Source organism: Acinetobacter sp. BD54 (assembly GCF_044778325.1).
Lineage (GTDB): Bacteria > Pseudomonadota > Gammaproteobacteria > Pseudomonadales > Moraxellaceae > Acinetobacter > Acinetobacter baumannii.
Genome location: NZ_JANJEP010000013.1, coordinates 55,297 through 67,542, shown reverse-complemented (window position 1 = coordinate 67,542; position 12,246 = coordinate 55,297). Strand labels below are relative to the sequence as shown.

Genomic DNA, 12,246 nt, shown 5'->3' with positions numbered 1-12,246 from the left:
GTCAAAACTTCTGTCTCATAATCTTGTTCGAAAGTGTCATGAATGTGCCAATAAGTTTTAAATATGTTCTGGCACCAAGAAGCTAAAGAATAGCTGGGGCATTGAATAACAGTTATTACTAAGGATTACGAATCGGAGATAATGGCATTATGGAAAAGATTTGGTTTGCAGAATACCAAAAGACAGGGATTCCAGAAACAGTAGCATTGCCTGCAGAAAATACCTCACTTGTTGATATTTTTGAGCGTAATTTCCAAAAATTTGGTTCTCGTGATGCCTTTATCTTTATGGATAAAGCCATGTCATTTAACGAGTTGGAGCTTGCAAGCCGTAAGTTCGCGACCTATTTGCAAAATTTGGGGTTAGCAAAAGGTACGCGTGTGGCAGTAATGATGCCAAACGTGCTGCAGTATCCTGTAGTGGCATTGGCAGTCTTACGTGCAGGCTTGGTTTTAGTGAATGTTAACCCACTATATACTGCGCGTGAACTTGAGCATCAGTTGAATGACTCAGGTGCAGAAGTGCTCGTTATTATCGAGAACTTTGCAAGTGTTTACCAAAGCATTTTGGGTAAAACTCCAGTGAAGCATGTAGTTGTTGCTTCTGTCGGAGATATGCTAGGTACACTGAAAGGTACTTTGGTGAACTTTGTTTTACGTAAAGTCCGTAAACAAATTCCAGCTTGGAATATTCCTGGGCATGTTAAATTTAACAGTGCATTAAATAAAGAAAATCCAAGCAATTATAAACGTCCGACTTTAACTTTAAGTGATACTGCCGTGCTTCAATATACCGGTGGTACAACGGGTGTTTCAAAAGGTGCTGAGCTGACTCACCGCAATTTGGTTGCCAACCTTTTACAGTGTGATGGTATTTTCCAAAGCAAATTCGGTGCAAACGATGGTGCTAAAGGCGATCGTATTGTTTGTGCATTACCGCTTTACCATATTTTTGCGTTCATGGTTTGTGCGATGTACGGTATGTACAAAGGGCAGGCAAATATCTTAATTCCGAACCCGCGTGACTTACCGGCTGTGATTAAGGAATTACGTAAATATCAACCTTCTTTCTTCCCTGCAGTAAATACATTATTTAATGCCTTGGTGAATAATGAAGAGTTCAAGCAACTTGACCATAGCAACTTAAAAATGGCGATGGGCGGTGGTATGGCAGTTCTTCCATCTACAGCAGAAGCTTGGAAGAAAATTACTGGTACAACTATTATTGAAGGTTATGGCTTATCAGAAACTTCACCAGTTGCAACTGCGAATCCACCTGCATCTACTGAATTTAGCGGCACCATTGGTATTCCATTACCGTTAACTGAGGTTGCAATTTTAGATGATGACGGAAAAGAAGTACCTTTGGGTGAACAAGGGGAGATCTCAATTCGTGGTCCTCAAGTCATGAAAGGCTATTGGAATCGTCCAGATGAGACTGCTAAAGTCATGACAGCAGATGGTTTCTTCCGTACCGGTGATATTGGTGTAATGGACAGCCGTGGATACGTCAAAATTGTAGACCGTAAAAAAGATATGATTTTGGTTTCTGGCTTTAACGTTTACCCAAGTGAAATTGAAGAAGTGATTGCTAAACATCCAAAAGTATTGGAAGTTGCTGCAATTGGTGTTCCAGATGAAAAATCAGGTGAAGTGCCAAAACTCTTTATTGTGAAAAAAGATCCAAGCTTAACTACAGAAGAAGTTTTGAACTTTGCTAAAGAAAACTTAACAGGCTATAAACGCCCTCGTTATGTTGAGTTTATGGATGAATTACCAAAATCAAATGTAGGCAAAATTTTACGTAAAGATTTACGTAAGCCTGCGTAATGATGAATAAAAAAGCGCCGTAAGGCGCTTTTTTTATTTTAATGGTTTTTCATAAACCAACGATCTACATAAGGACGACCAATTCCGACCATACCAACAAAAACTAACATGGTACCGAGTTGTAGACGTAAGTGAGTTACATCAAGTTGACCATAACTGAGGTAATTATCTACAAGACAATATATGGTAATCACAATGAGCCAGTGCCACAAAGGAAGTCTTTTGACACCCACAGCAATAAAGGTCACTGTTAAGATCACGAAGGTACCCAGTGTAGATTGCCAATTAAAATTCGCACAAATTACACTCAATAAAAAAGCGACGATCGGTAATACAATTTTGAATATACGATCTACCTGAAGCTGGTTCTTCTTTTGCTTTTCTAAGACCTCGAACAATTCTTTTTGATCAGGTTGTTGCATACATAGCCCTATAAATCAGTGATGACATGCGGTTGCATAAAATTTCAGGTAAAAACGATGAGTTATGATAGCATGATCAACAGTATTTTCAGTGATGGATGGCACTATGCACGGCATCAGCAGCATTATCTATATTATTTTAGTGGCATGTTTGCTGCCATACGCATTTACCGTAATTGCAAAATTTACCGGTGGTTTTCAGCCCGTCGATAATCAGAACCCAAGAGACTTTCTTGCTAATACAAAGGGTATCGCTGCTCGGGCAAATGCAGTACAACAAAACAGTTTTGAAAGTTTACCTTTATTTTTAACAGCTATTTTGATGGCTGAATATATGGTGGTTCCTGAATACTTTATTTTAAGATTGGGCTGGGCCTATATTATTTTACGCGTGATTTATGGCATTTGTTACTTAAGTAATTGGGCTACTTTACGCTCTATCGTCTGGTTTTTATCATTGTTATGCCCAATATTCTTGTTGATCGTGACAATTAAGTTGACTTGAGTGTCATTCTGTCACCATTCATATCAACTTTCGCGTGTGCGCATTGTATAATCGGCATCATTTTGATGATATCCACGTTATAATCGAGTGGATTTTACATCTGACTTCATAACGAAAGAGTATTGATATGAGTTACAGCAATATCCCAGCAGGTAAAGATGCACCAAATGACATCTATGTCATCATTGAAATTCCTGCAAATGCAGCGCCAATTAAATATGAAATTGACAAAGATTCTGATGCATTGTTTGTAGACCGTTTTATGGGTACAGCAATGTTCTACCCAGCAAACTACGGCTATGTACCAAACACTTTGTCTGAAGATGGTGACCCATTAGACGTACTTGTTGTAACTCCACATCCTGTTGCTGCCGGTTCTGTAATTCGTTGCCGTCCAGTGGGCAAATTAAACATGGAAGATGACGGTGGTATCGACGCGAAATTAATCGCTGTTCCACACGAAAAATTATCTCCACTTTACAAAGACGTTCAGGAATATACAGATCTTCCTCCGTTATTGATTAGCCAAGTTGAGCATTTCTTTAGCCACTATAAAGATTTAGAACCAGGCAAATGGGTGAAAATCAGCGGTTGGGAAGGTGCTGACGTTGCTAAAGCGGAAGTATTGAAAGCAATCGAAGCTGCTAAAAAATAAGCTCTAATTTTTAAGCCTAGAGTGTCACAATTGATTCTGGGCTTAATAAAAAACCTACCTGTGTGACCAGAGGTAGGTTTTTTTATGCTTGATAAATCTGTGAATTAGAATAATTTCACAGGAATATCTAAGAAAATACGCCATTCATTGGTATCACCGATGTAAGCGCCTTGGTAAGCATCACTTGCACGGTAGTAAGAGTTACGAATACGAAGGCTTGCATCTTTAGCAAAACCACTTTGAACTGTGTATTTCACTTGGTTAAAGAATTCGCGTTCTTGAGCATCATCAGTTACATTTCTAACCTTGATGTCCCAACCATATACAAATGCAGTGGTCCAGTTTAAACCAGGTAATACGCCTAACTTGCCAAAATCAACATTGTATTGAATTTGAGCAGATTTCTCGTGGTTACCGATGAAATCAGACATATAAGAGTTTGGCAAATAAATACTTTGGAAACCATCAGCATTTTGGCCATAGTCGTAACCAACATTACCAGTGTTTTGTTGATATGCTAACATCACACTATGTGGACCAGTCGCATAAGTTCCTGAAATAGCCCAAATATTATTGGTCTTTTCTTCGCCAGCTATACCATCCGCAGCATAATTTGGTGCTACAGTTCCAGTTGCTGAATAAGTGTGTGCATTTGCATCAAACTTAGTATGGTATCCACTAAAATCATAAGTTAATGAACTGTCATTTGCTAAAGGTTGTTTAAAGTTAACATTAGCATAATGGCGTTCAAGAGCATTTTTGCTGTCTAAGCCATAATAAGATGCATTTAAGTTATCATTAAACTTATATTTAGCACCCCAAACAATTGCACGGTCAAGACCTCTGCCAGAAGCATCCGCATCGGTATTGATTTGGTCAGACATTTGGTCTTTAGTAAATTTACCAGCAACAACCTCAAGGTTCTTGATTTCATGGCTAGTTAATAAAGTACCTGTGAAGTATTCAGGAACCATACGTCCTGTATTACTTGCAAGGACTGGTAAGTCGAGTACTTGAGTACCGTAACGTACTGTTGTATTCGAGAAACGTGCCTTAACGCTGCCACCACCACGAGCCCAGTGGTCGTAAGCTGAACCATCGTTGTGTTTTGGAATCATTTGGTTTCCAGCGTTTTTGTTTTCGCCAATTTTAAATGATCCATCACCAACAACGCCTACACCGAAACCAACGATACCAGGGGTAAAGCCAGATTCGATACTTACAATTGCTGATTGAGCAACTGAGCTGGTATCTTTCGCGCCCTGTTTTTTGTCACGAGTTAGATAACCTGTACGGAAGAGAATAGAACCGTTCGCATCTTCAACAAATCCTTTTGCCTCACTTTGCTCGCTTGCCTGAGCTGAGGAAATTATTGCCGCAGAAATGAGAACTGCTAATGTAAGTTTTTGTGCTTTTAGCATATTTAAAGAACCTCATAAAAACGATAAATCCTGTGCCTTGTTATTGTTCAGGGCCTAGGATTTCCATCAATTGTATAAGTAATCTATAAAAAAGATATATTTTTGTTCATTTTATTTTATATATGCTATGCAGGATTTGATTAATGTGGTAGGGGAGTTTAACTGAATTTATTTTTAAATTTTTATAGTTAATTTATTGTTTAAAATGAAAAAAGTAATTTATTTTTTAGTTGAATTTTACCATTTTTTCTTATGTGAAAATTTTAAAAATACTTGATTTTTGTGTTCAATTTTTACTCTTTTTTGTTTGATATGTTTACTTTTTAATCTCTTCTTAAGCAATTTTCTTGAGCAATTTCTAGTAATCTCACTCTATATTGTTACTTTATAACATTTTTATATCAAAAAATTGTTTAAAACAGAGACGAAAGCAACGCCAGAAAACCCTTAGACTCTATCGATCAAATTTAGTGCGATAATTTGCATGAAATTTGTGCAATATATTTTTTATTTATATTTTCGTGCGGAAAAAGCCCAAAATGGTTCATAAATAAAAATAAGGGTTAAATAAAGAGGCTCTGTACTAATAAATTTATGGAGTTTTTATCTCTTTATATAGAAATGAAATAGAGACTTTACGCCCTACCATTCAATACTACCGATCTCGGCTTGTTTATTTCCGATAAGGTGTTTTCTCATGTTTTCTTTATATTTTACGCAAACAAAATGTTCATACTTTATTGTTATATATAAAAATAATTATTTAGAAGATTTTTATTTTTCGCGTTGTATAAGTTTTTTAGTCTCTAAATTAATGAAGTGTAGCGATACCAAATATGAACTTGGCACAGCAATTGCTAAAGCTTAAGTAACAAAATTTGTTTAAGTCATATAAATCGTGCGTTCATTGTGGGGGAGATTAAAATGATGAAGTTTGCACTTAAAGCAGTAACATTCGGCGTACTCACGGCAGGTTCAACCATGGTTATGGCTGAAGATGCTCCATCTTTTTACGGCATCACCGCAACTGGTAGTGTGGCTGCTACTACAGATTATCGCTTCCGTGGTATTACGCAGTCTTCAAATAATCCAGCTATTCAAGGCGGCTTCACTTTCTCTCATAAGTCAGGTGCTTATGTTGCGCTTTGGGGGTCAAGCGTAGACTTTAATACACCTGGTGTTTCAACTGAAACTGATATCTCGTTAGGTTATACCAACACCTTAAAACTGTCAGACACACTTGCACCGACTTATGATGTTGGTGTGATCCGTTATGGTTATATTGGCTCTGATTCAAAATTCACTAATCCATACAATGGTGACACTGGTTTTGACTTTACCGAGTTTTACGGAAAATTAACGTTTGCAGATTCTTTATTTAAAGGTGATGCCCTTAGTGTCGGCGTGAATTATTCTAACGATTACTGGGGCCACTCTGACGAGTTCTGGTATTTTAACGTGGGTTATTCGGCACCAATTGCAGACACCGGATTTACTGGACTTGCTTCAGTTGGTTATAACAAGCTTAAAAACAAAGATTCTTTACTTGTAGTTGCTGGTGGACCAGGTGAAGATGATAGCTATATTGATTATAAAGTCGGCGTAAACTATAACATCTTGGGTATTGTTGCTGAGCTAGATGTTGTCGGTACAGATATTAGTACTTCTGGCATGACTGATGCTCAGAAAAAACCTTATGACACAGGTTTAGTGTTTAGTTTAACTAAAACATTCTAAGCTGGGGTTTTAAAAAAGCGGGTCAATAAACCCGCTTTTTTATTAGTTTTCTATTTCAGAAAGTAGTTGTTTTAACTGGTTAAGCTCAATATCCGTGGCTTTGGTCAACGGCTTGCGTGGTGCGCCTGCAGCGACACCTTTTAGTTGTAAACCAGCTTTAATCGTTTTAGGCAGACCACCATTTACAATAAAGCGTAATAGAGGAAGCTGCTGATAAAATGACTTCTGGGCCTGTTCCAATTCACCATTTTTTACATGTTCAATGAGCTGTTGAGGTCGTTGGCCTAACAGATTGGGTGCTGCTGTACACCAACCGCTTGCTCCTGCGCATAAAGCTTCTAAAGCTAGAGGGTTACAGCCGTTATAAAACGGAAGTTCACCTTTTGATAGCTCATAAATTTTATGCATGCGCTGAATATCGCCGCTGCTTTCTTTTACCATCATAATATTTCCAATGTTGTTAAACATGCGCACGATTAATTCAGGAGACATATCAACCCCACTGGTTGCAGGGTTGTTATACACCATAATAGGTAGAGTAGTTTCTTGGGCAATTGCTTGATAATATTCAAAAATCTCTTGGTCTGTTAGCTTCCAATAAGATACAGGGATCACCATAAGTGCATCTGCACCATAGCTTTGCGCGATTTGGGCTTTTTTGATGGCTTGATCAGTGGTGAGTTCTGAAATCCCAATAATGACAGGTACGCGCTTATTAATGCTTTCAATTGAAGTTTTCGCGACTAAGCACCATTCATCCCATTCAAGATAAGCGCTTTCACCTGTACTGCCTAAAGGTGCAATCGCGTCGCAGCCATTTTCAATAAGCAAATCCAGCATTTGTTTTAGTACAGGAAGATTGATGGTGTTGTCATCAGAAAAGGGAGTAACAGGGTAGCCAATAATGCCGTTTAGTTTCATGGTCGAGGTCTCTTTTTAAATACAGTCAGAATGTTTTTTCAAAGCTTTACGTGCGTAGTAAGCAAAGTTCACTTTGTTGCGTTTATCGGTAGACACCCAATCATGGGCTTCCGCTGCCAAAGCGTGGGGGATAGGTTGGATTTGTCCGGCAGACATGGCTAAAAGTTGCAGTTGAGCTGCGCGTTCAATTAAAAGCGCCAAGTTGCAGGCTTCTTCAATGGTTTTTCCTGTGACCAATTGACCATGATGAGACAACAAAACAGCGCGGTTTTTACCCAGCGCGGAAGAAATCAAAAGACCTTCTTCATTACCTACAGGAACTCCCGGCCAGTGGCCTACAAATGAGCAGTCTTCGTAAAGTGCGCAGACGTCCATTTGGGAAATCATAAGTGGAATCTGTAGCATCGACAGGGCCGCTACATACGTTGGATGCGTATGGATAATACAGTTCACTTCTGGGTGTTCTTTATAAATCCATGTGTGGAAACGGTTGGCTGGGTTTGCCATGCCTTCTTGATTGATGGGTTCTAAGTCCTGATTCACCTCAAGCAAGTTTGAAGCAGTAATTTCATCAAAACCTAAACCGAAACGTTGAGTAATAAAGGTTTCTTTATTTTTACTACGGCATGTAATTTGACCCGCTAAACCAGCATCATGCCCATGATCAAATAAAATACGGCAAGTCAGTGCAAGCTTTTGACGGTCTGTTAAATCTAAGTCGCTCATCCACTTTTGCATGTCTTGCTGTGCGTGTTGCATCAAGTCGTGTTTGTTTACAGAAGCAGTCTTCATCTCTTCTCCAGTCCAGTTGACCAAATTAAGTAGGTGAAGGCAGAATAAAAAACAACTGGATGGATCAATACATCCAGTTTTTATAAGTTATATGGTCCAGATGGGGCGAATATGCTAAGACCTTGGCAAATACATTTCCGCATTGATGAAAGAGAAGAAAAAACGGTTTTTCTAAAACTGACTAACTTGATTAGTCAGGAAATTTTGAGTGGCCGTTTAGTACAGGGCACTATGCTGCCGGGGTCTCGCAGCCTGTCAAAAGAATTGGGAATTAATCGAAAAACGGTACAAGCAGTTTATGAAGAATTGGAGGCACAAGGTTGGCTTGTGACTCGGCCTCGAAAAGGCACATTTGTGGCAGATGTTTTACCGGAAAAAAAGCCTCATATAGAGCCAAGAGCTGATCGAAAAGTTAGTGATAAACCAATAATTCAACAAGTTGCTCAGCGGCCCCATAACGATGGTGTGCCAGATCCGAGGCTTATTCCCTATGAATTGTTTTCGAGGGCCTATCGGCACGCACTCATTAAAATTACTCAAAACCAGTACATGGGATATGGTGACCCACGCGGTATGGCTGAACTAAGGCAGGCTTTAAAACAAATGTTGTCGATGGAACGTTTCATGAATGTTGCGGAAGATGAGATTTGTATTGTACGTGGTAGCCAGATGGGAATTTTTCTTGCCTCTCGTGCATTACCCAATCGGCAGGGTGTCATCGTCGTTGAGGAATTATATTATCCGTCTGCTTTTAAAGCATTTCAATCAAATGGCTTTCAAGTAGTTTCTGTCAAATTAGATGATCAAGGTATTGTTATTGAAGATCTCGAACGGATTTTAAAAGAACACTCGGTTGCAGCAATTTATACAACGCCACATCATCAGTACCCTACAACCGTTACCATGACAATGAGCCGCCGTCTTCAACTCTTAGAACTTTCAAAAAAATGGGGGTTTTACATTATTGAAGATGACTATGACCATGAATTCCACTATGACAGCCGGCCTATGCCACCCTTAGCGAGCTTACATCACTCTGAGTTGGTCATTCATGTGGGGTCATTGTCTAAAGTTTTTGCACCCGGTATTCGGTTAGGCTATATCGTGGCAGCTCCAACCATCATTCAAACCATTACTGAAGATATTTTATTGATTGATCGGCAGGGCAATAATATTACGGAACTCGCTTTAGCCGATTTAATGCAAAGAGGGGAAATCAAGCGACACATCCGTAAAATGAAAAAGATTTATCAGTTACGTCGAGACCATGCGTTAGCTGAGTTTCAAAGAGTTTTTGCTGAGAGTATTCAGATACAACCGCCTGCGGGTGGAATGGCTTTGTGGGTAAAGTTTCAGAAATCATTTAATCAAGATCAGCTCATAAAGCTAAAAGAACTCAACATTGATACAGAGCAGAAGTTTAAACAGAAAGAATGTGCTAATCATTGTATTCGCTTTGGTTTTGCAGCTTTATCAGAGAAAGAAATCACCTCTCTAATTGAGACCTTAAATGAAGCTCTTTAATAAAAGAACAGCGGACTCATAATCCGCTGTTTTATTTTAAGAGTGATTACCTCGATAAGAGAGTGCTTCTGTAAGATGAGGACTTTGAATGACCTCACTTTGAGCCAAATCGGCAATAGTACGAGCAACCCGTAAAACGCGATGATAAGCACGAGCAGATAAATTTAAACGTTGCTGAGCCATTTCAATCATTCGCTGTGAAGTACTATCGAGAACGGCATGTTGTTCTAGTTGTTTTGGTGAGAGCGCCTGATTCAAACAACCCTGTCTTTGCATTTGTTGTTCATAAGCATAAATCACACGTTGTCGCACAGTTGTAGAATCTTCTGCAGGTGTTGGGTCTTGCAGTTCTTGAGCTTTTAATGGCGGTACATCAATATGTAAATCGATGCGGTCGAGTAACGGTCCCGATATGCGGTTTTGATAGCGTTTAATGCTTTCTGGTGAACACTGACAACGGCTATCTTGATTAAATGCATACCCACATGGACAAGGATTCATTGCTGCAATGAGCTGAAAGTTCGCCGGATAAGTAATTTGCCGAGCTGCACGTGAAATAATGATTTCTTTTGACTCAAGCGGTTGGCGTAAGACTTCTAGAACCTTTCTGTCAAACTCGGGAAGTTCATCTAAAAATAGAACACCTAAATGAGATAAAGTAATTTCACCCGGTTTGGGGTGTGAACCGCCCCCAACCAGTGCAATTGCTGATGCTGTATGGTGGGGCGCGCGAAATGGACGCTGCCCAAAAGTATGTGGTGTATTTGAAATAGAATAAATACTTGCAACTTCAAGAGTTTCTTGAGTAGAAAGTGGCGGTAAAATGGAAGGCAGGCGTGAGGCCAATAAAGTTTTACCTGTGCCTGGTGGTCCTTTAAAGAGCAGGGAATGTCCCCCAGCGGCAGCAATTTCTAGTGCACGCCGTGGGCGTAGCTGACCTTTAACATCTGCAAGATCAAATTTATAGGGCATTTCATTTGAATGGGCACTTGGCTGCGCATGAGCTAGCTTTTGTGTGCCTAAAAAGTGCTCGCACACCTCTTTTAAATGATTAACTGGATAACACTCAAGATTAGGTAACTGGCTAATATCTTGGCTATTATCGACGGGTAAAACGATTTTATGCTGAGCTTGCTGGCATGCCATTGCTAAAGTTAAAGCGCCTGATACGGGTCTTACATGACCGTCTAGAGCCAACTCTCCAATAAATTCAAAGTCTTCTGTGCAGTTTTCCGGAAGTTGACCAGAGGCAATTAAGATGCCTAAAGCAATTGGTAAATCTAGCCGTGAACCATCTTTGGGCAAATCTGCAGGAGCAAGGTTAATGGTCAGCCGCTTAGTTGGAAATTGAAATCCACTGTTAATAATAGCTGAGCGAACCCTATCCTTACTTTCCCTAACTGCTGCTTCCGCTAAGCCTACAATAGTCAGAGAGGGTAAGCCTTGACTCACATGCACCTCAACCTCAATGAGAGGCGCATGTAATCCTAAAAGTCCCCGAGTATAAATTTTAGAAAAAGACATCTTATTGTTCCATTATGGTGCTTCATTTTTAATCGTTGTAAAGTATAAGTGCGCTACGTTGGTGCTTATTTTTTATTCTTTAAAGCTTCTTCTAATAGACTGACTTGTTTTTGTAGCGCTTCTAAACGTTGATTGGCTAAATGAAGGGCTGTTTTTTGTCTTTCGATTTCTTGTTTAGAGACAAGATCTAATTTCTCGACAGTTTCATTTAATAATGCACGTAAGTTTTTTTCTAAATCTTTTTTAGGCTCGTCAATTTGTTCCAAGATGGCCTGTAATAGAGTTTCTAGCATGAGATATCCAAACTGTTGTATTACCTTATGCTCGCCAGTTTAACACTGCTTGAATCTAGGATATAGGCTTCTTGGCTTTTAGCCATGTCATAACGATAAATTGAAATAAAAACAGGACTGAAAATTCATTTTATTTTTAGTTGCTCATCTACATCTTGATAACTAAATAGGTTATAAAGAAAGCTCATGCAAAAGATTCATATCCTCCAACCTTTGAAATATTGGCATGAAAATTGAACATAAAACCTTACTGGTGAAAAGAAGCCGAAGGAAACAAACATGAAGCTTGTAACTGCAATTGTAAAACCGTTTAAATTGGATGATGTGCGTGAAGCACTCTCTGACATTGGTGTACAAGGGATTACCGTAACTGAAGTTAAAGGTTTTGGTCGTCAAAAAGGACATACAGAACTTTACCGCGGCGCTGAGTATGTGGTTGATTTCTTACCTAAAGTAAAAATCGAAATTGCGATTAGTGATGAAATGGTCGACGCGGTAATTGAGTCAATTACACGTGTGGCAAGCACTGGAAAAATCGGCGATGGTAAGATTTTTGTGACTAATCTGGAACAAGTCATCCGTATCCGTACAGGTGAAACAGGACCAGATGCTGTCTAAATTGG

12 protein-coding genes and 1 pseudogene are annotated in these 12,246 nt (G+C 39.2%); 7 read left to right on the top strand and 6 right to left on the bottom strand.

All coding sequences use genetic code 11. The annotated features are described in order from the left end of the window. Positions 1-149 precede the first annotated feature (149 nt). Complete coding sequence (locus NQ782_RS17315) at positions 150-1,829, top strand: long-chain-fatty-acid--CoA ligase (protein WP_000411991.1); 1,680 nt, start codon at positions 150-152, stop codon at positions 1,827-1,829. Positions 1,830-1,867: 38 nt separating this feature from the next. Here the strand turns inward: NQ782_RS17315 and NQ782_RS17310 are convergent, their stop codons facing one another. Beyond that, entirely contained in the window at positions 1,868-2,251 is a 384-nt protein-coding gene (locus NQ782_RS17310; RefSeq protein ID WP_001187001.1) for a hypothetical protein, read from the bottom strand. Positions 2,252-2,357: 106 nt separating this feature from the next. Here NQ782_RS17310 and NQ782_RS17305 point away from each other — a divergent pair, with 106 nt between their 5' ends. Then, positions 2,358-2,756 carry an MAPEG family protein gene (locus NQ782_RS17305; RefSeq protein ID WP_000546045.1) on the top strand — a complete coding sequence of 133 codons (399 nt, stop codon included), beginning with the start codon at positions 2,358-2,360 and terminating at the stop codon, positions 2,754-2,756. Between the two features lie 127 nt (positions 2,757-2,883). After that, on the top strand, positions 2,884-3,411 hold the full coding sequence (gene ppa / locus NQ782_RS17300; protein WP_000122443.1) for an inorganic diphosphatase: 528 nt from the start codon (positions 2,884-2,886) through the stop codon (positions 3,409-3,411). Between the two features lie 104 nt (positions 3,412-3,515). On the opposite strand, the gene NQ782_RS17295 is transcribed toward ppa, so the two are convergent. Next, positions 3,516-4,832, bottom strand: coding sequence for an OprD family outer membrane porin (locus NQ782_RS17295; protein ID WP_000910009.1), 1,317 nt, complete (start codon positions 4,830-4,832; stop codon positions 3,516-3,518). Between the two features lie 697 nt (positions 4,833-5,529). Here NQ782_RS17295 and NQ782_RS17290 point away from each other — a divergent pair. Together NQ782_RS17290 and NQ782_RS17285 are read left to right on the top strand one after the other, a co-directional pair. After that, on the top strand, positions 5,530-5,700 hold the full coding sequence (locus NQ782_RS17290) for a hypothetical protein (protein ID WP_000492276.1): 171 nt from the start codon (positions 5,530-5,532) through the stop codon (positions 5,698-5,700). A 56-nt stretch (positions 5,701-5,756) separates the two neighbouring features. Beyond that, positions 5,757-6,569: a TorF family putative porin gene (locus NQ782_RS17285; protein WP_000975212.1), complete on the top strand. Its 813-nt coding sequence runs from the start codon at positions 5,757-5,759 to the stop codon at positions 6,567-6,569. Between the two features lie 42 nt (positions 6,570-6,611). On the opposite strand, the gene NQ782_RS17280 is transcribed toward NQ782_RS17285, so the two are convergent. Further along, the gene (locus NQ782_RS17280; RefSeq protein WP_057093982.1) at positions 6,612-7,490 is read right to left on the bottom strand and encodes a dihydrodipicolinate synthase family protein; all 879 of its coding nucleotides are present in this window, start codon (positions 7,488-7,490) and stop codon (positions 6,612-6,614) included. Between the two features lie 15 nt (positions 7,491-7,505). Then, entirely contained in the window at positions 7,506-8,282 is a 777-nt protein-coding gene (locus NQ782_RS17275; protein WP_032019231.1) for an aldolase, read from the bottom strand. 111 nt (positions 8,283-8,393) lie between these two features. Here NQ782_RS17275 and NQ782_RS17270 point away from each other — a divergent pair. Next, positions 8,394-9,828, top strand: a pseudogene (locus NQ782_RS17270) (PLP-dependent aminotransferase family protein). Positions 9,829-9,842: 14 nt separating this feature from the next. On the opposite strand, the gene NQ782_RS17265 reads toward NQ782_RS17270, so the two are convergent. Both NQ782_RS17265 and NQ782_RS17260 read right to left on the bottom strand, forming a co-directional pair. After that, a complete protein-coding gene (locus NQ782_RS17265; protein ID WP_057093980.1) occupies positions 9,843-11,330 on the bottom strand; it encodes a YifB family Mg chelatase-like AAA ATPase in 1,488 nt (495 codons plus the stop codon). Positions 11,331-11,395: 65 nt separating this feature from the next. Beyond that, positions 11,396-11,623, bottom strand: a complete 228-nt coding sequence (locus NQ782_RS17260; protein ID WP_000894500.1) for an accessory factor UbiK family protein — start codon at positions 11,621-11,623, stop codon at positions 11,396-11,398. A gap of 279 nt (positions 11,624-11,902) precedes the next feature. Here NQ782_RS17260 and glnK point away from each other — a divergent pair, with 279 nt between their 5' ends. Then, complete coding sequence (glnK, locus tag NQ782_RS17255; protein WP_000780326.1) at positions 11,903-12,241, top strand: P-II family nitrogen regulator; 339 nt, start codon at positions 11,903-11,905, stop codon at positions 12,239-12,241. Positions 12,242-12,246: the final 5 nt, after the last annotated feature.